At 44.1% G+C, this 23,477-nt stretch carries 21 protein-coding genes and 1 riboswitch; of the genes, 8 read left to right on the top strand and 13 right to left on the bottom strand.

Annotated features, from left to right (window positions below):
* Window positions 1–63: 63 nt before the first annotated feature.
* The 7 genes from V5G21_RS12160 to V5G21_RS12130 form a co-directional block, all read right to left on the bottom strand.
* Window positions 64–558, bottom strand: coding sequence for a hypothetical protein (locus tag V5G21_RS12160; protein WP_073305619.1), 495 nt, complete (start codon window positions 556–558; stop codon window positions 64–66).
* Window positions 559–707: 149 nt separating this feature from the next.
* Window positions 708–1,814 carry a glycerol dehydrogenase gene (locus V5G21_RS12155; protein WP_035205263.1) on the bottom strand — a complete coding sequence of 369 codons (1,107 nt, stop codon included), beginning with the start codon at window positions 1,812–1,814 and terminating at the stop codon, window positions 708–710.
* A 183-nt stretch (window positions 1,815–1,997) separates the two neighbouring features.
* Window positions 1,998–2,708, bottom strand: a complete 711-nt coding sequence (locus V5G21_RS12150) for a YesL family protein (RefSeq protein WP_035205264.1) — start codon at window positions 2,706–2,708, stop codon at window positions 1,998–2,000.
* 95 nt (window positions 2,709–2,803) lie between these two features.
* Window positions 2,804–4,426, bottom strand: a complete 1,623-nt coding sequence (locus V5G21_RS12145) for an extracellular solute-binding protein (RefSeq protein ID WP_035205265.1) — start codon at window positions 4,424–4,426, stop codon at window positions 2,804–2,806.
* A 93-nt stretch (window positions 4,427–4,519) separates the two neighbouring features.
* Window positions 4,520–5,389 carry a carbohydrate ABC transporter permease gene (locus tag V5G21_RS12140; protein WP_035205266.1) on the bottom strand — a complete coding sequence of 290 codons (870 nt, stop codon included), beginning with the start codon at window positions 5,387–5,389 and terminating at the stop codon, window positions 4,520–4,522.
* A gap of 12 nt (window positions 5,390–5,401) precedes the next feature.
* The gene (locus V5G21_RS12135) at window positions 5,402–6,313 is read right to left on the bottom strand and encodes an ABC transporter permease (RefSeq protein WP_051881268.1); all 912 of its coding nucleotides are present in this window, start codon (window positions 6,311–6,313) and stop codon (window positions 5,402–5,404) included.
* A gap of 199 nt (window positions 6,314–6,512) precedes the next feature.
* Complete coding sequence (locus tag V5G21_RS12130; protein WP_338464791.1) at window positions 6,513–8,414, bottom strand: alpha-glucuronidase; 1,902 nt, start codon at window positions 8,412–8,414, stop codon at window positions 6,513–6,515.
* A gap of 179 nt (window positions 8,415–8,593) precedes the next feature.
* Between V5G21_RS12130 and V5G21_RS12125 the strand changes: the two genes are divergently transcribed.
* Window positions 8,594–8,740, top strand: a complete 147-nt coding sequence (locus V5G21_RS12125) for a hypothetical protein (protein WP_157730344.1) — start codon at window positions 8,594–8,596, stop codon at window positions 8,738–8,740.
* Window positions 8,741–8,744: 4 nt separating this feature from the next.
* Here V5G21_RS12125 and V5G21_RS12120 read toward each other — a convergent pair whose 3' ends face one another.
* Window positions 8,745–10,412, bottom strand: coding sequence for a glycoside hydrolase family 43 protein (locus V5G21_RS12120; RefSeq protein WP_212937219.1), 1,668 nt, complete (start codon window positions 10,410–10,412; stop codon window positions 8,745–8,747).
* A 260-nt stretch (window positions 10,413–10,672) separates the two neighbouring features.
* On the bottom strand, window positions 10,673–11,581 hold the full coding sequence (locus V5G21_RS12115) for an AraC family transcriptional regulator (protein ID WP_249413758.1): 909 nt from the start codon (window positions 11,579–11,581) through the stop codon (window positions 10,673–10,675).
* 150 nt (window positions 11,582–11,731) lie between these two features.
* Window positions 11,732–11,835: riboswitch (SAM riboswitch) on the top strand.
* Window positions 11,836–11,979: 144 nt separating this feature from the next.
* Between V5G21_RS12115 and V5G21_RS12110 the strand changes: the two genes are divergently transcribed.
* The 4 genes from V5G21_RS12110 to V5G21_RS12095 are packed head-to-tail and all read left to right on the top strand — an operon-like array spanning window position 11,980 to window position 15,806.
* Window positions 11,980–13,020 (top strand): methionine ABC transporter ATP-binding protein, encoded by a 1,041-nt coding sequence (locus V5G21_RS12110; protein ID WP_094423969.1) that lies wholly within the window; start codon window positions 11,980–11,982, stop codon window positions 13,018–13,020.
* The gene (locus V5G21_RS12105) at window positions 13,001–13,681 is read left to right on the top strand and encodes a methionine ABC transporter permease (protein WP_011245408.1); all 681 of its coding nucleotides are present in this window, start codon (window positions 13,001–13,003) and stop codon (window positions 13,679–13,681) included. The genes V5G21_RS12110 and V5G21_RS12105 overlap by 20 nt, the downstream gene beginning before the upstream one ends.
* A 37-nt stretch (window positions 13,682–13,718) precedes the next feature.
* On the top strand, window positions 13,719–14,585 hold the full coding sequence (locus V5G21_RS12100; protein ID WP_011245407.1) for a MetQ/NlpA family ABC transporter substrate-binding protein: 867 nt from the start codon (window positions 13,719–13,721) through the stop codon (window positions 14,583–14,585).
* A gap of 12 nt (window positions 14,586–14,597) precedes the next feature.
* The gene (locus V5G21_RS12095) at window positions 14,598–15,806 is read left to right on the top strand and encodes a M20 family metallopeptidase (RefSeq protein ID WP_073305604.1); all 1,209 of its coding nucleotides are present in this window, start codon (window positions 14,598–14,600) and stop codon (window positions 15,804–15,806) included.
* Window positions 15,807–15,842: 36 nt separating this feature from the next.
* Here the strand turns inward: V5G21_RS12095 and V5G21_RS12090 are convergent, their stop codons facing one another.
* From V5G21_RS12090 to V5G21_RS12080, 3 genes are all read right to left on the bottom strand, one after another.
* Window positions 15,843–17,123, bottom strand: coding sequence for an MFS transporter (locus V5G21_RS12090; protein WP_304450391.1), 1,281 nt, complete (start codon window positions 17,121–17,123; stop codon window positions 15,843–15,845).
* A 503-nt stretch (window positions 17,124–17,626) separates the two neighbouring features.
* The gene (locus V5G21_RS12085; protein WP_095294085.1) at window positions 17,627–18,523 is read right to left on the bottom strand and encodes a hydroxymethylglutaryl-CoA lyase; all 897 of its coding nucleotides are present in this window, start codon (window positions 18,521–18,523) and stop codon (window positions 17,627–17,629) included.
* Complete coding sequence (locus V5G21_RS12080) at window positions 18,516–19,166, bottom strand: GntR family transcriptional regulator (RefSeq protein ID WP_095326729.1); 651 nt, start codon at window positions 19,164–19,166, stop codon at window positions 18,516–18,518. The genes V5G21_RS12085 and V5G21_RS12080 overlap by 8 nt, the downstream gene beginning before the upstream one ends.
* A 363-nt stretch (window positions 19,167–19,529) precedes the next feature.
* On the opposite strand from V5G21_RS12080, the gene V5G21_RS12075 reads away from it, so the two are divergent.
* Genes V5G21_RS12075 through V5G21_RS12065 form a run of 3 tightly spaced genes read left to right on the top strand, consistent with a single transcriptional unit; the run spans window position 19,530 to window position 22,542 of the window.
* Window positions 19,530–20,741: a CaiB/BaiF CoA transferase family protein gene (locus V5G21_RS12075; protein ID WP_035205288.1), complete on the top strand. Its 1,212-nt coding sequence runs from the start codon at window positions 19,530–19,532 to the stop codon at window positions 20,739–20,741.
* Between the two features lie 14 nt (window positions 20,742–20,755).
* Window positions 20,756–21,016 (top strand): hypothetical protein, encoded by a 261-nt coding sequence (locus V5G21_RS12070; protein ID WP_304450392.1) that lies wholly within the window; start codon window positions 20,756–20,758, stop codon window positions 21,014–21,016.
* Window positions 21,013–22,542: a sodium:solute symporter family protein gene (locus V5G21_RS12065; RefSeq protein ID WP_304450393.1), complete on the top strand. Its 1,530-nt coding sequence runs from the start codon at window positions 21,013–21,015 to the stop codon at window positions 22,540–22,542. The genes V5G21_RS12070 and V5G21_RS12065 overlap by 4 nt, the downstream gene beginning before the upstream one ends.
* 3 nt (window positions 22,543–22,545) lie before the next feature.
* On the opposite strand, the gene V5G21_RS12060 is transcribed toward V5G21_RS12065, so the two are convergent.
* Entirely contained in the window at window positions 22,546–23,343 is a 798-nt protein-coding gene (locus V5G21_RS12060) for a hypothetical protein (protein WP_011245400.1), read from the bottom strand.
* Window positions 23,344–23,477: the final 134 nt, after the last annotated feature.

The raw sequence follows: 23,477 nt of genomic DNA, 5'->3' as shown, positions 1-23,477 counted from the left end.
ATGAACCTCCGTCTACTTGCATCGCCCATGTTAAGCGACCTTGTTCTATTTACTACTCTGACGTTACGCCTCCAACTTTTGTATTCGCCTGCGGATTGCTCGGATCGCCACGTCATGTTCGCTCAAAATTTCATAGGTTGATTTTTGGTTCTCCAATAACTGTTTCACATTTTTGTTCGTTTCCATCACTGCTTGTTTGATCATGCCTTGTTCTTCTTTCAACTTATTCACGTCGTTTTCTACTCGTTGAAAACGCTTTTCTAACCCATCAATACGTTCTTCTAAACCGTCAAAACGCTTTTCTAACCCATCAATACGCCCTTCTAAACCGTCAAAACGCTTTTCTAACCCATCAATACGCCCTTCTAAACCGTCAAAACGCTTTTCTAGCCCATCAATACGCCCTTCTAAACTGTCAAAACGCTTTTCCAATCCACCCAAACGGGCAGCTAATTCCTTGACATTCTTTTCCGTGGCCACCGTTTTTTCCAAAATCAATTTTAACAGTTCTCTTTCCTCCAAGTAGATCGCCTCCTTTACAATTTGATGCCCGTCCATGTTGTTCACTCTTATTTTATTCTACCAAAAACAAAAGAAAAGGGGAACATTAGTTCTGTTTTTTTCACATTACCCAATTTAATCAGACTCGAGTTTATGGCAAAAAAAGAGCCGAATCGGAATTCGATAGCGGCTCTTCTTCTATTGATTTATTTTCCGAGATAGGCAATGGAATACTGGTCTGCAGCAACCATGGCATCAACGAGGTCATCGGCAGAAGGAACGCTTGCCAAGTTATGGCTGCTTTCGCCTTCTTGCAAAGCTGTTTGTGCGACTTTTAATAACTCATCGCGGCTTATTTCTTCAATATGCAGGTCTTTAAATGTCACAGGCAAACCAAGTTTTGACAGTAATTGAATGTAACGGTTAATCTCGAATTGATTGCGGTCTTCCCACGCTAGTTGTGTCAATATGCCAAACGAGACCTTTTCCCCGTGGCTTAGATGATGGATATCGCCATCAAGCACGGTAAAACCATTATGGACAGCATGCGCCAATGCGAGACCCCCACTTTCAAACCCGAGGCCGCTTAACAGTGTATTGGCTTCTATGACTTGTTCAAGGGCGTGGGAAACAACTCCCCGTTTATTGGCTTCATAAGCAAGCAACCCGTAATCAAATAAAACTTGCTCACACTTCTCAGCAATCGCTAACCCAGCGATGGTTGCTTTTCCTCCTGCCATTGTAGTGCCACGCCCTTCAAAAGAAGCTCGAGCCTCGACCCAAGTAGCAAGAGCATCAGCAATGCCTGCTGCTAAAAATTTCGGCGGAGCACTAGCAATGACGGTCGAATCGACAAGGATCATATCTGGGTTCTTGCTATAAAAGGAATAGCGTTCAAACACACCGTCCTCTGAATAGATGACCGACAAAGCGCTTGTCGGCGCATCGGTTGAAGCCGTGGTCGGAACAATGGCACAGGCGGCACCTTTCAAGCGATCTCGAACCCCTTTAGCTGTGTCCAATGTTTTTCCGCCGCCGATTCCAACGATAATATCAGCACCTTCACTTTCGGCTTTTTTTACAATCCGCTTAATTTCCGCTTCTGACGATTCACCTTCAAATGTGACTTCCACCACGTCAAGCCCAACTTCTTTCAAGCTGTCCGCCACTCGGTTTGCAGCTATCCCCCAGACAAATTCATCAGCTATAAGCAGCGCCTTTTTGCCTAAGTCTTTCACGTATTCTCCTGTCTTGTCGAGAACCCCTCTGCCTTGCACATACTTGCTTGGACTAATAAAAATTTTCTCGTCCATTCTGCCTATCCCTCCTATCGATCTTTCTACCTATATAATTCCACAGATCGACATGATGCAAACCTTTTCGAGGAAAATATATAAAACTAGATCCCCTTTATCCTTCCGGAGATAGACCGAACGCTTGCTTATTCGCTGTCCCTCCGTAAGATGTTACTTTATGTTATAAAAGCAAGAAATTACTTAAGCTCTTGATTGTTTCCCTTTTGAGGGCGTCACCAAAAAGTGGTCTTCAATATCGGCAAAAACGGCTTTCATATTTAACACAATCAAGAAAACAATTACACTTCCTGTAAACAGGATAAAAAAATTCGTTGTGCTAGCCGTGATGACTCCAACGATAAATAAGATTAACAAATTTCCTGTCGTTTGTTTCACTTTCGTAAAACCATAATAAATCGACAACCTGAACAGATCGCGCACCCTGAATTTGTAGCGCGCATTGATTACTAAAACGTTTAACATTACCATTGTCCACATAATCAATAGAACAACTAGGATTGTCGATCCAATTTGACTTATGTGTGATGGCGATTTGCGAAAATAGTGGAAGTCGACTAATAAAATAAAGCAGATGACGAGCATAGGCAACCAGATGGAAAATGTATCTTTTAGATTTTTTTTATAACCTTCAAAAAAATCCCGTGTAGGGGACAACTCCTTCGTTCTCACGAGCTTCTCCATTGAATAGCACATCGCAGCAATCGCAGGTCCTGATGGTATCAATGCCAAAAAGTATAAAAGGATGTTGGAGAAAGAAGGTTGCAATGTCATGAAGAAGAATAAAAATACGCTATTCATTAAGATAAAATAGATATTTGTCAAAAGAAACCAATAAATATAGTTTGTCACCGTAAACAAGATTCCTTGACCATATTCTTTTTTATCTTCCATGTCCGTTCACCCCTTCCTTAGTAATTTCATTTATGTAATAACATGATCGGCAAAGGCTGCCCTTCAAAGGAGAAGGACAACCTCGAATACTCCGATCAGTTATGCTTATAGTCTTGGTATGTTTGGTTGGCGAGGTCGACATACCTTTGCAATCCTTGTCCTTCCAACTCTGTTACAAACGTGTCAAATTCATTTAAATCACGTTCCCCCAAAATAAACTTTAATGTATTTTGGTCTGTATAATCCTTTAATGGTGTGCTCAATAATGTCGCCTGTTCTCTATCCTCTGCTGTATAGGGAATGAGCGGTTCTAAAGGAATCGTCGTTTTTATGTTTGCCATATCCTCTTGAAATTTGATTTCTTCTTCAGTAAACATTGAATGGAGCAGCTCTGTAGTCCCTCCATAAGCAAAGACGCCGCCAGAGAAACCATAATCAACACGTAAATCCGTTGTTCCGTCAGGGTTTAATCCATTGTAATTTACATCGTCTACTAAATTTCGCACCCCATCTGCTTTCGTATAGGTCGTGCCTTCCACACCCCATTTTGTAAATTCTTGCCCCTCATCACTGTAATAAAGCCAATCAATAAATTGCAGCAGCGCTTCGAAGTTTTCGCTTTCTTTTGCTTTAGACGAGATCATGACGCCATTCTCGAAGCGGCTGCCAGCCATTAAATGGCCGGCAGGGCCGCCTGGCACCGTTATTTTTGCAATTGAATAATTGCCTTCACCTAGTAATTTGTCCATGCTTGTTCTATATGTCACAACGTCTTGGGCATTTCCATTAATAATAAAGGAATTTCCAGAAACAAATTTTTGGGTAGCTTGTTCATCTCCCTGTGTAAAGCTTTCTTTATCTAAAAGGCCTTCTTTCACCAGTTTATTGAAATATGTCAACAGTTCTTTGTATTCGTCTGTCGTTGCGCTATACACAAATTGATCTTTTGACTCATCATAGGTTAAGCCATTGCCAAAACCCCAGCCTGCCTTCGTGCCAAAACCTGTTGCGGCAATGCTTAGAGTGCTGTTAAATTCATAGCGGTCGGAAAATGGAGTCACATCGGGATAAATGTCTTTTAGCTTCTTCATTGCTTCGTACAATTCGTCCCAAGTAGTTGGCAGCGCAATATTATTTTCCTCAAAAATATCGGTTCGCACAATCAATGTATACTCTGGCCATACGTTCTCATGCAAGCCTGGAAGAAGATAAAATTTTCCGTCACTTTGTCGCAACGTTTCTAATTCATCTTCCATTTCCCATTTCTCAATTTTATCTTTAAAATGGGGCATTTTATCCATATAGTCACTTACAGGAAGAATCGCTCCAGAAGGGACAAATGAGGCCTCTTCTCCCGGGTACGTTTTTGGGATAATGAGTGGTGATTCCCCAGAACTAATTAACAAGTTTCGTTTTTGGGTGTAATCGCTCATTGGAATAATCGTCGGATTTAGCGTCACATTTGTGAGTTCTTCGATTTTCTCCCACAACAACCAATCCTCTTTATAAGGGTAATTTGGGTGGTCGCTGTACATCATCGAAAACTCAAGCGCTTCTTCAGCTTTAAATGTGTCGCCGACATTATACGATTCCATCGCCCCTTTGGAATTCATTTCTTCTTCGCCGTCAGAGTCTGTGCTGGAACAGCCGGCAATTACTAGTAAAAGCAAAGCCGTTAGACAAAAAGCAGTCCATTTCTTTTTTAGACACTCGTTCATTTCTATTCCCTCCCTTTTTATTCGAAAAGCACTAAGCTTCTTCTTCCTATCTTTAGCGGTAATGACTGACACCATTGCTCGTTAGCACTTAATTTACTTAACAGACCCTAACATCACGCCTGAGACAAAGTATTTCTGGACAAACGGGTAGACAGTTAAAATCGGTAATATCGTCAGGACCATCGTAACCGATTTGATATTGGCTGAAATCTGTATTAAATTATCTGCTGATGTTGCGCCCGCTGCCGCGCCGCCAGTAGCCCCAGCAATCATATTCCGCAAGTAGATCGTAACGGGAAACAAGTCTTTTTGGTCAAGATACAAAAAGGCTGGAAACCATGAATTCCAGTGTCCCACTGCATAAAAGAGAACCATTGTTGCCATCACAGCTTTACTAAGTGGTAGAACAATTTTGAGAAGAATTCCATACGTATTCATCCCATCCATTGCGGCTGCTTCTTCTAGCTCATCAGGCATATTTTCAAAAAACGATTTCATAATAAGCATGTTATAAATACTAATCGCTCCCGGGATCACAATCGCCCAAATGGTATTATGAAATCCTAAGTTATTGATTAGTAGATAGTTCGGGATTAAACCTCCATTAAAAAACATCGTAAATACGGCAAATAATGTTAAAAAACGGCGGCCAACTAAACGTCTTTTTGACAGTGCATAAGCAAAGATCGTCGTAAAAAACATAGAAATCGCTGTACCAACCACTGTATAAACAACAGTATTTTTATAGTTAATCCAAAACATTCTATCTTCAATCACTGTCTTATACGTTTCCATATTAAAGCCTTTTGGAATTAAATTGACTTCTCCAGCGCTAATATAAGCTTCACTACTAAAAGATTGTGCAACCACATTTAAAAAAGGATAAAGCGTACAAAAGACAATGACTAGCAAAATAAACACATTGAATACTTTAAAAATCTTGTACTGGATGGATTCCTGCATATTTCCTCCTCCCTACCACAAGCTTCTTTCCGTTAACTTTCTAGAAATACCGTTTGCTGTTAAAATCAGTACTAAGCCTATGATGGATTCAAATAAGCCAATCGCCGTCGCATAACTAAAGTTGCTCGATTCCAGACCTACTCGATACAAATAAGTTGAAATGACATCTGACGTTTCATAGGTCAATGGGTTGTATATAAGTAAAATTTTCTCGAAACCAACAGCCAAAAAACTCCCAATATTTAGAATTAACAATGTAATAATCGTTGGAAGAATTCCTGGAATGGTAATGTGCAACGTTTGCTTCCAACGATTGGCTCCGTCAATTTTTGCTGCCTCATAGAGAGAGTCATCAATCGTTGTTAAGGCAGCCAAATATAAAATTGCACCCCAACCCATCCCTTGCCAGATGTCAGAAGTAATATAAATGGTCCGAAACCATTCAGCCTGCTGAATAAAATTAATTTTTTCACCTGTAAAGAATTCAACGATCACATTAATCGAACCGTTGAGAGCCGTTAATTGCAAGATCATGCCTGCTACAATAACGATGGATAAGAAGTGAGGCAAATAGGAAGCTGTTTGAACAAATTTTTTGAATTTTTTAGCCTTGATTTCATTTAATAACAACGCAAAAATAATTGGCATTGGAAAGCAAATCAATAACGTAAGCCCGCCAAGCATGAGCGTATTTGTAAAGACCTTCCAAAAGGTAGGATCATGAATAAACATTTTAAAATAGTGAAAACCTACCCATTCTTCCCCAAACAAATGGCCCCCAGGAACAAAGCGCCTAAATGCAATGACATTTCCAATCATCGGACCATATTTAAAAATTATTAAGTAAATAAGCGGTAATAGCAGTAAGGAATACAGTTGCCAATCTTTCCGAATAACAGTTCTTAATCGTGTCAGCTTACGCATTTTTGTCCCTGTCAAAACATGCGCATTTCTAGCTTTGTCTATCCCTGCCATGTAACCCTCCCCTAACTTTGATAAACAGCTTTCCTACGTTACTTATTTGACAGACAATAGGTTCAGGCGCTTACGGTCCCCCTCTGCCAAAAAAAGAACCGCCGTCCCCTAATGAAAAGTGCCTTTGACAGCACAGCTTTTGTGATTTTCACTTATAAATTGTTCTGCCCCGTTCGTCGTTTATCCCCGACATCCGGTAGTAATACGTATTTACTTGGTCGCGCCATTCGCGGGCATTCGCTAATTGAGCTTCAAACCTTTCTTTTACATGCATATAAAGACCGTCAGGCATTGCTTCCTTCTGTCCCTCCCATGCTTCTAGAAACGCTTCAACCTCCTCTACCCCTTCAAAATGGGCATCATAAATATGTTGTATCACAGTCTTTCCACTTTTTAGCATATGGGTATAAGGAACATGGTGAAAAAACAACAACAATTCGTCTGGGCACGTCGCTACATTTCCATACAACTCGGTCACAGGTTGTTTGTATTGGCTAATGTAATTACTTCCGGTTTTCGTACGGTCAACCCCTAAGCCGTTTCGGTCAGAGAAATGGTACGTCCCCCACGGCGAGTATTCATACCCATTTACATTTGGCCCATAATGATGGCCTGTGTTGACCATCCAACCGACACCAAGAGGGGCTGTATAAGCTTCATAAACAGACCATGACCGCTTTAAAATCGAACAAATCGTTTGCCGCACCTCAGCCGACAAGTGCGCATACGTCCGCTTTGCCCATTCTTCGGCAATCTTTCTTGGGCACTGCTCAGGATTCCAGGCGAGTTGGCCATAACCGTATAAATTGGCTTGGGCAAATGGATGCCCCGTCCAGTTTTGATTGTTTCCTATGTTTGTAACAGCTGTTACGCCTTTCCCCTTTCCGTCCTGTTGGCGGCTAGATAGAAGGTCGGCTATTTTTGTGCCCTCTCCATTTGCATGTGTGTCGAATGACCATATTTCTTTCCATTGCATTGGCAAATAACAAACATCTATTTGCTGCCCGGTGTATTCCTGGGTAATTTGTAGTTCCATGACGTAGTTCGTTTGTGTTAATGCCCCAAATAGGGGCGAGACAGGTTCCCGCACTTGAAAATCCATTGGGCCGTTTTTAATTTGCAAAATGACATTGTCTGCAAATGTCCCATCCAAAGGAGCAAAATGCTCATAGGCCGCCTTAGCCCTATCGGTCGAACGATCACGCCAATCTTGCAAGCAATCATAGACAAAACAACGCCAAAATACAACGCCACCATATGGTTTTAATGCATCAGCAAGCATATTAGCGCCTTGTGCATGCGTCCTGCCATATGTAAATGGTCCAGGCCGATGTTCGGAATCGGCTTTTATCACAAAGCCGCCAAATGTAGGAATGTACTTGTATATTTCCTCGACTTGCGTTTTCCACCAGTGAACAACACGCTTATCAAGGGGATCCGCTGTTTGCAAATGCCCCAGTGTCATCGGACTGGCAAAGTTTGCACTTAAAAAAAGCGTAATGTGGTAAGCATCAAATAAGTTTGCTACTTTTGCCAATTGTGGCAGCCACTTTTCTGTAATCAGTTCTGTTTCTTTTGCATGGACATTTACATTGTTAATAGTCAAAGCATTGATGCCTATGGAAGAGAGCATTTCCGCATATTGGACGATTTCTTCGTCTGACGCTGCCCAGGCATTGTTGTCAAAAAAAAGCGATTTCCCTGCATACCCTCTTTCAACCGAACCATCCAGGTTATCCCAATGGTTGATCATCCGCACTTCCATCGCAGGCTGGTCTTCCGCTTCCATCGTTAGCAACGGACACCCTTGTTGGCTTTTCTTTAGAAACTCGTAAAAGCCATATAGCACGCCAAATTCTGTATCGCCTGCAATGATTAGCTGACTGCCGTCAGCGAATATACGGTACCCTTCTTGATGGCCCACCCGTTCGCTACGGCCCAAGTCGGCAAATGTTCCTACGATTACATTTGCAAACTCGGCATCTACTATGTCCACATCGGCAAATATCCGTGGCAAATATGTCTGCGCCACCTTTTTAATCGTGTCCAATCTAAAACCATTCCTTACTACGGAAATGTGGACTTTTTCGGCTCGGTGCCCTTGCCCTTCTTCAGGAAGCCAGCAAGTATCTCTTGCTCTAGTTTTCTCTTGAATAGGCATACTCCCAGTCACCCTTTTCTTTTTCGCTCGTTTATTTCCAATCCCTTGCTCTAATGCAGAAGTCCACGGTGGAAAAGCGCGCTAACGACGTTGGCGTCGAATGGGGAAGCCAGTCTGGCAGGCATTTATACGAAAAAGGCGATTGTATAAACTTCCTTCCCCCTTCGATATCGTTTGCTTTTCACTTTGCCAAGCAATCGTATGTCGTCGCCTAGTCCGTCATCCATGAATCACACTTTTCCTAGCGCTTGTACCTCCTTCTGCTTGATTGAGACTGTTGCTCTCTAACTCGTGATAAGAAAACGAGTGGAAATCTGCATGTTTGCGTACACCTGACGTGTCTTGGCAATGCATGCCGACAAACGCTCCTGTAAAAAACCCACCATGGGCGATGTAGTCGTCAGAAAGTTTATAGGTGTCAAAAGAAACGCCAATATCCTCAAAATGGCTGCCATCAAAAGAATAAGCAAACGAGAATGTATTGTAACGGACGCTGACTTTAAGGTGGACAGTGGCTGCCTGTTCTGGCACAACGATTTCGCTGCCTTGCAATGGCTGGGAGACATGAAAATGGTCGCATTGGACAAGATCTAAAATCCGTCCTTTCTGCTCATGCCAAGTTACTTGAAGCGAAACCCAATTTTCAGTATCGTAATAGCAAATTAACCCGGCTGCCTGTTGAAAAGTTTCTGGGTAAAAAGATACTTCCGTCGCAGCGTCAAAGTGAAAACTTTGCCAGCGGCGGGCGACAAGTGCTTGTGTATGTTTGGAGTGGAGTGATTCCCGCCCAAACAGGCGCAGAATGCCCGCTTCATGGTCGATCATACCAATTTCTTGATTAAATGGAATTCGCAATGTTTGATAGTGGTGGTTCAACACCGGGTGATCAAATGGATCACACTCGGGATAGTCTTGTGGCCATTGAACTTCTGGCAATTTTGGTCCAGCGACTTCTACTGATGGCAAAGGGCCATTGACAACATAAGGCCAGTCATCTTTCCACTCTATTTTTTGGATCGCCGTTTCACGGCCAAGTGGGCAAAAGCCTCGCTCCTCTAAGAGCTTCTTCCCTTGCCTCTTAATGGGCCGGCCTAATAAGTGAGCCATATACCAGTCGCCATGTTGCGTTTCTACAAGAGAGGCATGGCCAGCTTTTTGCAACGGATGGCTCGGATCTGCCCAGCTCGACAATATTGGGTTTTGTGGATGGACTTCGTAAGGGCCATAAATATCTTTCGAACGGGCAATTGTGGCCGCATGCTCATATTTCGTTCCACCTTCTGCTGTCAGTAAATAATAATAGCCGTTTGCCTGGTAAAGGTGAGGGGCTTCTGTTAACCCTAATTCCGTCCCTTTAAAAATCATTTGCGGTTTGCCAACTAATCGTTTTTCCAATACGCTGTATTCCTGTATGCAAATTCCATAAAAACGATGATTGTACACCCGTTGGTCCCACACCATATTCACCACATACTTGCGCCCGTCTTCATCATGGAATAAAGAAGGATCAAAGCCAGAGCTGTTCAAATAAATAGGCTCGCTCCATTCCCCATCAATCGTTTCACATGTCACAAGATAGTTATGGCCGTCTTTCCACGTATTGCCTTCCACTACTTTTACATCAGAGTAAACAAGCCAAAATTTCCCATTGGAGTAGCTCAAGCACGGCGCCCACACACCACCAGAATCGGGGTTGCCAATCATGTTTAATTGACTGATGCGATTAAGTGGCCGACTAATGAGGCGCCAGTTGACTAAATCGCGGGAATGGTGGATTTGTACACCAGGAAACCATTCAAACGTGGAAACGGCCATATAGTAATCATCGCCCACCCGGCAAATACTCGGGTCTGGATTAAAGCCTTTTAAAACAGGGTTTCGTATCATTTGTCCGCTCCTTATTCATTCTTGTTACCGCTTTCATTTTACCAACCAATTAGAGGGAAAAACATGTACGTTTCTGCGCATTATTTACCCATACCTGCACAAAAGGGCTTCAAACATGGGCCTGATAAAAGCCAGATTCAGAGTGAAAACGAGGGGAATTGCAGATCGAACGTTTACTCGCCAGAAAGCAAAGCTCTGATACGCTCCCTCCTAAGACGAGAGCAGACATTGTGGCATGCCTGCTCCCTCGTAAATTATTTTCAGTAAAGTGACTCATGTTTTGCGCGAAACTGGCTTGGTGCTAGGCCAGTCCATCGTTTGAATTGGCGGCTAAAATGGGAGATATCGTAATAGCCAAGTTGATCGGCAACCATTTCAATCGTCATATCTTTTTGCACCAACAGCGCTTTTGCTTTATTTAATTGTTTAAAGGACCAATACTTGCGCGGAGACATTTGGTATACTTTTTTAAACAATTGATTGCAATACGAAACACTTATGTTCATTTTTTTGGCAATTTGTTCAATATTGCTTTTTTCTAACTGTCCGCCTCCCTCCAAGTTCTGTTCAATTTGCTCCGCTATTTGATAGGCGAGTGCAACGGTCCGTTCAGAAAGACGCTTGCCTTCTAACTCTTCGAGCCCCATCACAAGCATGCCCAGCATTTCAAACATCACTGCTTGCATATTCATTTTTTCGACGAGGCCAAAGGTATCGTGCCCCAGCAATTTAGCAATCCGTTCAAGAAATGGTGCCATTTTTTTGGCGAGGCTGCCACTGGCTTTAAAAAACAATGGGTCAATATTGGTTAAATAAGGTAAAAACAGTTTGTCATCAATATTAAAATGAATGCATAAGTACGTGAAAGGCTCTGTATTTCCACCTTTGCTAGTATGAAATTCCCCTGGCCTTACGAGCACCAAGTCACCAGCATTTTGTTCATGGCGCTTCCCATTCGTTGTAAAAATTTGCTGCCCTTCTATGACCCAATTGATTTCATAAATAGCATGCTGATGTTCTGGATAGAACCATGAGCCCTTCACTGTACGAACATGGACGCCAAACAGTTCAAGTTCCGTTTTCGTATTTGGGTAAACCGATTCGCTGATTAAATATCGTTTGATTATATCTGCACTTGTCTGCCCGTTACCTTTAAAAATGAGGTTCATTGCGCTCCCCTCCATTTTCTTCCATTATAGCGACAAACTCTTTTAGGAAAAAGGCGCGTCGATTTGTTACGGTAAAGTGTAAAAATTTTCTCTTGCCAAGATAAGTTGCTTTTGCTACACTTAATTTCAACAACTTTAATTGTATACGAATTCTTATTAAGAGGAGCAGAGGGACTGGCCCAATGATGCTTCAGCAACCCCGCCATGAGCGGAAGGTGCTAATTCCAGCAGGACTACGTCCTGGGAGATAAGAGATTGAATTGAACATTCACCCCTCTTTCTTTCCAGGAAGAGGGGTTTTTCGTTTTTCTTAAAAGAAGGCCAAATCCGTTGTTGAACAAGACTTAAAAACCTAGTAAGCATAGCTGTTTACTTAATTTAAGAGGAAGTGAATTTTCGTGATTGAATTTAAACAAGTGACAAAAACATTTCATTCAGGCAACCAGACAGTCACTGCCCTCGACAACGTGAATTTACATGTCGCCCGAGGGGAAATTTATGGTGTGATTGGTTTTAGCGGCGCCGGGAAAAGTACGCTCATTCGAAGTGCCAACTTGCTTGAGCGACCGACATCTGGCGAGGTCCTCATTAATGGTGTTAATTTGGCCACATTAAAAAGCCGAGAACTGCAAAAGGCAAAACGAAATATCGGCATGATCTTTCAACATTTTAACTTGCTCCAAAGCAAGACAGTGTTCGACAACGTTGCCACGCCATTAAAATTAACAAGAACGCCAAAAGCGGACATTCGCAAAAGAGTTACCGAACTGCTGTCATTTGTCGGTTTATCTGACAAGGCAGATAACTATCCAGAACAATTGTCTGGAGGGCAAAAACAGCGGATCGGCATCGCCAGAGCGCTTGCGACGAATCCAGAAGTGTTGCTTTGCGATGAAGCCACTTCCGCTCTTGATCCAGATACGACAAGCTCGATTTTACAACTATTAAAGAAAATAAACATTGAATACAACATTACGATTTTAATGATTACACATGAAATGTCGGTCATTCGCGAGATTTGCGATAAAGTCGCCGTTATGGAAAAGGGGCGCATCATCGAGGAAGGATCGGTGTTGTCGATTTTTTCAAATCCACAACATCCGACAACGGAAAAATTCGTCCGCTCCATTATCCCGACTGGCCTGCCTGCCCGTGTCAAAGAAGCGCTGCAGCAGAAAGAGCCGAACCGGCGCATTTATGAAGTGACTGTCACAGGCGATAGCTCCCACTCAGATTTGCTGCGCTCGTTAATCCAGACATTTGGCATTGAAGTTGACATTTTGCATGCGACAATGAACGACATTCAAGGCACATCGTTTGGGCGGATTTACTTCGACTTACGGGCAGAACCAGAAATACTTGCAGAAGCATCCAATTACTTAAAATCGCATCCGCTTCAACCGAAGGAGGTGACAGGCGATGCTCGAGTGGCTGCCTGAAGCAATTCGCCCTAATATTACGAGCGAGCTATTGCTCGAATCCTTATATGAAACTGTCTATATGGTCGGCTGGTCCTTGTTGTTTTCTGGGGTGATCGGCATTTTGCTTGGTGTTACCCTTGTTGTTACTCGGCCAGGGCACATACTCGAAAACAGCTTTGTGTTCCATACGCTCAACCCAATCATTAACGTGCTCCGCTCTGTGCCTTTTATCATTTTGTTGGTGGCGCTGATTCCCTTTACCCGTTTTTTGATGGGCTCTGCGATTGGAACGACGGCCGCGATTGTGCCGCTCGTGTTTTACGCCGGCCCTTATATTGCCCGGTTAATTGAAAACTCGCTGCTTGAGGTGGAACCTGGCATTATTGAAGCCGCTGACGCAATGGGCGCATCAAAAGCGCAAATTATTTTTCGCTTCATCTTACCCGAAGCGCTGTCTTCTTTGCTTCTCAGCTTAACAACAGCGACGATCGGTCTTGTTGGCGCGACAGCGATGGCAGGAGCAATTGGCGCAGGCGGAATTGGCGACGTAGCGATCACATATGGCTACCAGCGTTTTGACAATGGCACGATGCTCATCACAGTATTGTTGTTAATTGTCATTGTCCAAGGCTTGCAATCTTTAGGAAACATTTCATCGAAACGCGTCCGTAGACGATAAAGAGACCTACAGATATGAAAGAGGAGAGAAACCATCTATGAAAAAGACAGTTACGACCGCATCGCTTTCCATTTTAGCCGCATTTGCCCTCACTGCTTGCAATGCTGGCGCAGACAGCTTAGACGAAACGACGGACTACAGCCCCGACAATCCTGTTAGCGTCAAAATTGGCGTTACTGGCACAGATACGCCGCAATGGGACTTCATTGCTGACATTGCTGCTGAAGAAGGCATTGAAATTGAAATTGTTCGTTTTAATGACTACGTCCAGCCAAACCAGGCTCTAGCCGACGGCGAAATCGACGCCAATGCATTCCAAACGATTTCCTATTTTGACCACTTTATCGAAGAACATGACCTTGACTTAACAGCGATCGGTTCTACAGTGCTTGCGCCAATGGGGCTTTATTCCACTAAGTATGATTCAGTTGACGACATTCCTGATGGTGCCGAGATTACCATTGATAAAGAAGCGACGAACCAAGCACGCAACTTAATGCTCTTGCAAGAAGCAGGCCTGCTTGAACTAGAAGATGACTTCGGCGTTACAAGCGGCGTTGACCAAATTAAAAACAATCCAAAAAACATTAAATTAACGGAAATTGTCGCTGGCAACGCTCCTCGTCTCATGGAAGACGTGGATGCAGCCCTCATCAATAATGGCATTGCCGTTGATGCCGGGCTCGTTCCACCTGAAGATGCGATTGCCTTGGAAAGCGAAACAGCTACGCCGTACATTAACATCATAGCGGCACGAAGCGAAGACGCAGACAACCCTGTCCTACAACGCATTGTCGACATTTACCAAAGTGATGAAGTCAAGACGTTTATTGAAGAAGAATACGCAGGCGCCACTATCCCAACCTACATTTCACTGGATGAGTTAAACAGTTATCCACGTTAAGGAGCGAAACCAATGCCGACCTATACTTTTGCAAAGCAAGCAATTGAATCAGCGATTGACAGCCAAGCAGAAATCTTTATTCGCACAAGCCAGCAAATCCATGAAAACCCTGAAATCGGCAATGAAGAAGTGTTTGCTTCTTCCCAACTAACGGAGCTCCTTACATCCGCTGGCTTTAGTGTCAAACTCGATGTGGCTGGCCACAAAACCGGCTTTTTTGCCGAAAAGGGCGACCCAGCTGGACCAACCATTGCTTTTCTAGCTGAATACGATGCCTTGCCTGGCATTGGCCATGCCTGCGGCCATAACATTATCGGCACTACAAGCGTCGCTGCAGCCATTGCCTTAGGGGAACAACTCCATGAATCAGGTGGGCGTGTCGTCGTTCTCGGTACACCAGCTGAAGAAGGCGGCGACAACGGCAGCGCGAAAGGCAGCTTTGTCCGTGAAGGGCTCTTAGCTGGCATCGACGCTGCACTGATGATCCACCCTAGCGGAGAGACACGAGTATCAGGCCGTTCTCTCGCTGTCGACCCTGTCGATTATGTGTTCCATGGCAAGCCAGCTCATGCTGCCGGTGCGCCTGAAAAAGGCATTAACGCCCTTGATGGGGTCATTCAACTTTTTAATGGCATTAATGCATTGCGCCAGCACGTGACCGATGATGTGCGCATTCATGGCATCATTCCTGACGGAGGCGACGCGGCTAATATTGTCCCTGACTATGCACGGGCACGCTTTTACATTCGCGCCAATACACGTCCAAAAACAGACATCATCCGCCAAAAAATCGATGCGATTGCCCAAGGGGCTGCCCTTGCTACAGGGGCAACTCTTGAAATTGTTGAGTTCCAAAACAAAGTCGACGACCTGCTGCCAAACGATGTCTTAAACGAACGATTTGTATCCATTTTTAAAGAGCTAGGCGAAGACGTCCAAACAGACGAACGGGACGGCCTCGGCTCCACGGACACAGGCAATATTAGCCAAGTGGTGCCTACGATACACCCTTACATTAAAATCGGCCCAGACGATTTAGTCGGCCACACGGTTGCCTTCCGGGAAGCTGCCGCTTCGCCCCAAGGCAATCAAGCGCTCATTACCGGAGCAAAAGGCCTAGCCCTTATCGGCTTTCAGCTATTAACCGAGCCAGAATTGCTGGCAAAAGCTAAGCAAGAACATGCTGAACGGAAACACGCAGCAGCACAAGCAGTTGTATAAACAAAAAGGAGTGCCCCAGTTATGGCACTCCTTTTTTTATTGGTTCCCAGCACGGTGACTGCTTATTTGTTCTGTAAGTTCCTTAACCGTTTGGTGAAAAGTCGTGCGCAATAAACTTATCAAGATAACAGCGGATAACACAATATTAATCACGAATAAAAACCGAATATTAAGGAACTCTGCCCATAAGCCGCCAGCGATAATCCCGAGCGGCATCGTCATTTCCACGAGCGTTGCTATTGAGCCTGAAACCCGTCCCAGCATCTGATTAGGGGTAATCTCTTGCCGGACAGCAAGATAAATCACATTCGATACGCTTGTGGAAAAATTAAATAAAGCCATAGCAATTGCAATCATCCACCAAGAGGTAGCGAAAGCAAGGATCGTAAAAGCAACCACATCAAACATGTTCGTATATGTATAGATTTTCCCTCTTGGCAAGAGTGTGGCTAACTTTTTAACAATAAGCACTCCGACAAGCCCGCCCGCTGCACCAATGCTAATATACAAGCCAACTTGTGCTTCTGTTGCTTGCAGCTGATCGACTGCGAAAAAGACCAAAACTCCCATCATCAAACTAAAGCCAAAGTTTTGAAAAAAGATCACGACGGTTGTCACTTTTAGCAGTGAATTGTTAAAGAGTTCATGGAACCCTTCTTTAGCATCTTTCCAAAAGGTGATCTTTTCACGATCTTCTAGCCCCTCTATTTTTAGAGAGGGCAGCAGTACCGTACATAGAAGTGTTAGTGTTATAAAGACAAGCTGGACAGCCATAGTTCCAGCAAAGCTTAAGGCAGCAAGCGTTAACCCAGCAAACATAGGTCCAATCAAGCGCACAACGTTTGAAACGATGCCTAGTTTTGCATTTCCCTCAGTTAGCTGGTCTTTCTGTACCACCTGTGGGAGTGCAGCATGTGTGGCGTTTGTATGTAGAAGACCGGACGTAGCAAAGAAGAAACCTAGGAAGTACAAACTCCATAGCTGTACATTTTCAAAAAACAAAAGTAATGTTAAAAGAGCGATTGTCACCCATTGAAGCCCCGCCGCTGTAACAAGTACTTTTTTACGGTTGATCCGGTCAACCAAAATGCCTGCAGCAACCCCTAGTAGGCCACTTACTAAAAACTCCATTAAGCGCATTGTACTAATAAGCAATGCACTTTCCGTCAAGTCATACATCAATAAAGGAATCATGACAATATACATGTAAAGCCCTAAGTTACTAGTTGCATCACTCCCTAATAACAATAAAAAAGGGCGATTTTTCCAAAGAGAGTGTGAAGGCTCGATCGATAGTTTTCGTTCCCGATTCCCCAAGTAGTAAACTCCTCCCCCATTTTTTAAGCCAGGATTTTATACAAACTTCTTCAAATCCTCTCCAACGAAAAATCAATGTACAAAAAAGCGTTGTGGAGGGTTATCCTTTTCCTACACAACGCATGTTTCCTCATTTCGACTGTTTAAGGAGGACTCCTTTTTTTAACGCTTGAAAATTTCCGGAACTGAAAACAGCGAGTTATGAAATTCACTCAAAAAAAGTTAGTTTGGCAGAGTTATGATCAAATTTTTAGTAAAAACACCCCGACAATGAAGTGAATCCTCATTTTCGGGGTGTTATCTGCTTTTTTACCATTTTTACTTAAAAATGAAGTAAAAAGGATAGGCACGCTTAACAATAAAATGCTACCCACGCCACCAATGGATACCACTCTTATTACATCTTTTTTACTGTGCTTTCACATCTTGGCTGACCAGCGCTTTCGATCTAAGCGGAGCCGAATCCGAAACACCCTTTATTAAGTACACGCTTACTACTATGTTTACACAGCAAGCTCTGACCGCTTCCCTGCCTTCATGACAAGGCCTTCAAGGCGTTTTCCCATCCACTTTTCAACTTGTTGGGCAAGTGTAATAAGGCCATCCAGGTCGGTGCCTGTGTCAATGCCCATTTCATGGAACATGTGGACTAAATCCTCTGTACAAATGTTTCCTGTGGCTTTTGGCGCAAAGGGACAGCCACCAAGACCTCCAACAGCCGAATCAAAGCGTCTGACGCCTGCATCATACCCTGCCACTGCATTAGCCAGCCCGAGCCCCCGCGTATTGTGGAAATGGAGGCCTAAAGGAATATCCTCTCCAAATGTACGATAGAACCCACGAACAGTTTCTGCTACTTGGCGAGGGTTTGCCATCCCTGTCGTGTCAGCCAAGACCATTTCCGTTGCACCAGCTTTAAGGAAAGACTCGCATACCGAAAACACGGTCTCCATTTGCACGTCCCCGCTAAAAGGACAGCCAAAAGAAGTGGAAATGACCGCGACAACTGGCAAGTGGGTACTTGCCTCACCTACAACCGGAAGCAAATCGCTTAAGCCTTCAGCAACGGTTTTGTTGGCATTTCTCTTATTAAATGCATCACTTGCTGAAATGGTAATATGGAGAACGTCAATTGGTGTTTGCAATGCACGTGTTATTCCTGAACGAGATAGCGCTAATCCGGCGATGCGGACACCTTCCCGGCGATGCCATGCGGCCATTACTTCTTCGGCATCAGCCATGGCCGGAACGAGCTTTTTGTTTACAAAGGAAACGGCTTCAATTTTTGAAATGCCAGAACGAGCAGCGTGTTCCATCATCTCTATTTTTTGTTCCACCGACAGCTTTACCTGTTCATTTTGTAGCCCATCTCTAGGTCCAACCTCACAAATCTCAACCAAATTTGTCCCCTCCCTCGTAATAATGAAGCACATAATCCCTGCCTTTGAAAATATGTTCGTTCATTGCCGCTTTTGCCCGTTCCCCATCCCTCTCTTCAATCGCTGCCACAATCGTTTTATGGGCAGCGAGAGACTGCTGCAACCCTTCTTCGCCAAACCAATAAAAAGATCGGTAAATAAAAGGCAACACGACTACTTTTGCGATTAATTCTTGGATATGCTGGTTGCGGCTCGCACGGTATACCGCATCATGAAATTGAGTGTTGGCAGCAATGACCGCACTGATCCGCTCTTTATGGGGCAAGGACGAATCCAATATCGTTTGTTCATACTGGCTGTTTGCTTGTTGGATGGCCGCCAAATCTTCTGATTGGTGATGTAGAGCAGCTTGCCCGGCGCCATAGCTTTCAAGCATTGCCCGTAAATCGTAAATTTGCCGTAAGTCTTCTTTTGAAAAGGAGCGGACGAAAAATCCCCGTTTTAGCGGTTGGACTAGCCCATCAAATTCAAGCTGTTTTAATGCGCTTCGAATAGGCGTCCTGCTCACATTCCAGTCAATTGAAAGCGCTTCCTCAGTTAGGCGCTCCCCTTGTTTATAGCGGCCAGTTATGATGGCCTCTTTAATTAGTTCGTATACGCTCATTGCCACACCTCTTTCAAATTAGTGTAGCTGATGTTCCCAATGATGGCAACGCTTAAGTTGTATACAAAACAATCCCCACTCGATCTTAGTAAGTATTTCCCCTCATCATACACTTACTACAAAAAGACGAATATTAACAGAAAGAAACTCTGTTTAAAATCGACATTGACGCGTATAACAAACATTTAACTGGCTAAAACGTGTTTATCATTCGCCTTTAAATCTATTTATCTCTTTAAATTCCAATATTCTATACTAGGTAAAAAGACTCAATATCTAATTTTTCTAACAAATGAGATAGACTTTTTGTATACAAAGTGATAGATTGTTTTAAAAGAAAGCGCTAACAACAGGAGGGTATGTATGTCACACTCAACACCAGCGCCTTTACCATTGGACGGCATTCGCGTGCTTGAATTAGGATCTTTGATTGCCGGCCCTTTTACGGGCAGATTGCTTGCCGACTTTGGCGCAGAAGTCATTAAAATCGAATCACCGGATAAGCCAGATCCCATGCGAAAGTGGGGAAAACATAAAAATGGCATCGGGCTGTGGTGGCCGATCCAATCAAGGAATAAACGCTCCATTACACTGAACTTACGGGAACAAGAAGGGCAACAACTCTTTAAAAAGCTTTCCGAAAAATCGGACATCATCATTGAAAATTTCCGCCCTGGCACGATGGAGAAATGGGGACTCTCGTATGAAACGCTTTCTAAAGAAAATGAAGGGCTGATTATGGTACGCACATCCGGTTTCGGGCAAACAGGACCATACAAAAACCGTGCTGGCTTTGGTAGCGTTGGCGAAGCAATGGGCGGCATTCGCCACGTAACTGGCTACGAAGACCGTCCTCCATCCCGGATTGGCATATCGATTGGCGATACACTAGCGGCTTTATTTTCGGCAATCGGCTGCTTGGCTGCATTGCAAGAGCGCAACCGTTCAGGCAAAGGCCAAATCGTCGATACCGCGATTTATGAATCGGTCTTTGCCGTCATGGAAAGCACAGTGCCTGACTACTTGCTCGCAGGGGCGATCCGTGAACGGATGGGCAATACGCTTCCTGGCATCGCTCCTTCTAACATTTATTTGACAAAAGACCGTACCTTCATTGTCATTGGCGCTAATGCAGATGGCGTGTTTCGCCGGCTTTGTGAAGCGATGGGCGAACCGGAGTTGGCAAACCATCCCGATTACTGCAGCCATGAAGCACGCGGGGAAAATATGAAAGCGCTTGATGAACGAATTGAAAGGTGGACAACCTCTCTTTCTGCCGAGGAGGCGCTTGCGATTCTCGAACAAAAAGGCGTTCCGTCTGGACTGATTTATTCGGCAAAAGAGATGGTTGAAGACCCTCACTACCAAGCGCGGGAAATGATTGTCCACGTCGATCATCCTACACTTGGGCCTTTTCCAATGCCTAGTGTTGTTCCTAAACTTAGCCGGACGCCAGGAGCGATCAAACACACTGGCTCTCTTGCTCCTGGTAGCGATAATGAAGCCGTCTACGGGCAGTTGCTGAACCTTGACAATGAGGCGTTATCCGCTTTGCAGAAACGACAAATTATATAAAACGGAGGTGCCAAATGCATAAGAACATAAAAGAACCTGTGAAAAAGCCATGGATTTGGGTGGTAATGGGCTTGCTCGTCCTTTTTAACGCGCCATGGTATTTGCCTCGGGGTAGCGCTGAGCCTTTTATATTTGGGTTCCCGTATTGGGCTGTGATTACCATTATCCTCTCACTCGCCCTATGCGGCTATATCAATTGGTTAATGTTTAGCCAGTGGAATATTGTTGAAGACGTTGAAGAAAAATCCGACGAAGAAAGAAGGAGCAGCCTATGAACTTAACGTTTTCCGGAACAGACGGAATCATTATTTTATGTGCGTACGCTGTCATCACGTTATTGATTGGTTGGTGGGCAGGCAGGGGCGAGAAAGTGAGCAATACACTCGGCGATTATTATTTAGCAGGCAAAAACCTAGGGCTGATTTCCCTATTTTTCACGCTGTATGCCACCCAATATAGCGGAAACAACGTTGTCGGCTATGCACCAACCGCATACCGGGAAGGCTTTTCGTGGCTGCAATCGATTCCTTTTATGACGATCATTATTGGCATGTATTTGCTAATCGCGCCGCGCCTTTATGTATTATCCAAACGTTTTCAATTTATCACACCCGCTGATTGGATCACACACCGGTTCCGCTCAAAAAGCGTCACGCTTCTCGCTGTTGCCTTAATGCTTTGGGCGCTTTGCAACTATTTGCTTGAGCAGCTTGTTGCCATCGGCCATGCGGTTGCCGGCCTAACTGGCGGGGCGATTCCGTATGAATATGCAGTGATCGGGTTTATTCTTGTCATGCTTGCTTATGAATGGATGGGCGGCATGAAGGCAGTTGCCTATACCGATGTCCTACAAGGCCTGTCCTTATTAGTTGGCATCATTATCTTGCTAATTGGCGCCCTCACATTGACAGGTGGCAACTTCGCGGAAATGACACAAGATTTAGCAAACACCGTTCCTGAGAAAATAGGCGTCCCTGACACGATCACATCGATCAACTGGCTAAGCATGATTGTGCTGATCGGGTTTGGTGCGATCATCTATCCCCATGCGATTCAGCGAATTTATTCTTCCAAAAGCGAACGGACGTTAAAACGGTCGCTGGCAAGAATGGCGTGGATGCCGCCAGTTACAACTGGTTTTGTGTTCATCGTCGGCATTATTTGCCTTTCCCTGTATCCGAATCTCGATGTTGCCCAGTCCGAACAGCTGATTGGCATCCTTGCCAATGATGTAGCAGCCTTAAACAGCATCTATTATTGGGCAATGGTCATTTTTTTCGGGGCGATCGTATCAGCCATCATCTCAACCGCCGATTCGGCTTTGCTTAGCTTTTCTTCGATCATTTCCAAAGATATTTATGGCGAATACATAAACCGTAAAGCAACAGAAGCACAAAAAGTAAAAGTAGGCAAAGTTGCCGGTGTAATCGCTGTTGCCTTGCTGCTATGGATTGCTTGGAACCCTCCAGGAACGTTGTACCAAATATTCGTCTTGAAATTCGAATTGCTTGTTCAAGTGTTCCCGGCATTTGGGCTTGGCCTCTACTGGAAGAAGCTTGCCCCTAAACCTGTTTTTATCGGCATGTTAGCTGGAGCGCTCCTCGCCGGGCTGATGACACTCACAGGCAACAACACCTTTTACGGTATTCACGGCGGCGTGCTTGGACTTGCTTTAAATGTCTCTATTTGTGTGATCGGTTCACTAATCGCGCCAGCTTCTCATGAAGAACAAGAGAAAGCAATCGCACGAACGGAATTAAAAGTCGCGGACTTCCGTGACAAAAAAGCAACAATCGGATAAGGCCTATTCCACTGCATCGTGCTTGTAAAAATCGAGCATCACATAGACCGCGGCCTCAAAACACTCTTTTGGGGCCAGTGCTTTTACATGAATTTCGTTTGTTTCTTCAATTAGACTATAGTCGACGTACCACATGAACCCTTTGCTGCTTTTTAGAAAGAAATTAACTTGAATGAGCTCACTTTCATCACGGGTATAATGAGAGATCATCATGGAGATGTTGTCCAGTGAAAAGCCATGGTTGCGAAAATCATCTAAAAAAATATTAAAGTTCTCCGGATAAATTTGATCACGGATAATCGCATCAATTTCCTCGCTTGTCGCTTGCGAAAACAGATCAAACCCTTGGGATCTCAGCCTAAAATTCTCGGGCAAGTCAACGTCCTCGTCTGCTAAGCCAAAGAAATCAGCCATACGCTCCCATAGCGAATCCGAATGTTTGCACAGCTCAAAACGATGCTCCATGCCTTTAAACGTTTGGACAATCATTTCGTCCCCTTCAATTTGATGAAAAATCAACACATGGTTCCCATGGACACAGCGTGTTTTTTTCTGCGATTTGATCAGCAAGTGGATAAAACTTTCCAACCCTTTGACAAGATTGCTAGAGCGTGTTTCGTCCCAGTAACCACGGTTGTTTAAAAGGGTTTCCGCCTGGTTTGAAAACGTAACAAGCTGCTCCTCCGTTTCCGCTAATTGCAATTCATTTATAATATCTGCAGCCGCTTCCTCATACCCACATAACACTAACGCAGCAACAAATTCCTCTGTCGAAAGGGCGATTTGCTTGTCCTGTATCATCCATTCCACCTCAATTTTTTAGTTTTATTTGTATAGATTTATCTAAATGGGCGATAAAAACTGTTTTGGTTGTCTTTTTCAAGCGAAAGTAAGTTATGGGAGGACAGAATGATAAAAAACAGGGACTAATAAAA

The sequence above is a fragment of the Shouchella rhizosphaerae genome, from assembly GCF_036700015.1.
Classification (GTDB): Bacteria; Bacillota; Bacilli; order Bacillales; family Bacillaceae_D; genus Shouchella; species Shouchella rhizosphaerae.
This window is presented reverse-complemented; position numbering and strand designations above follow the sequence as displayed.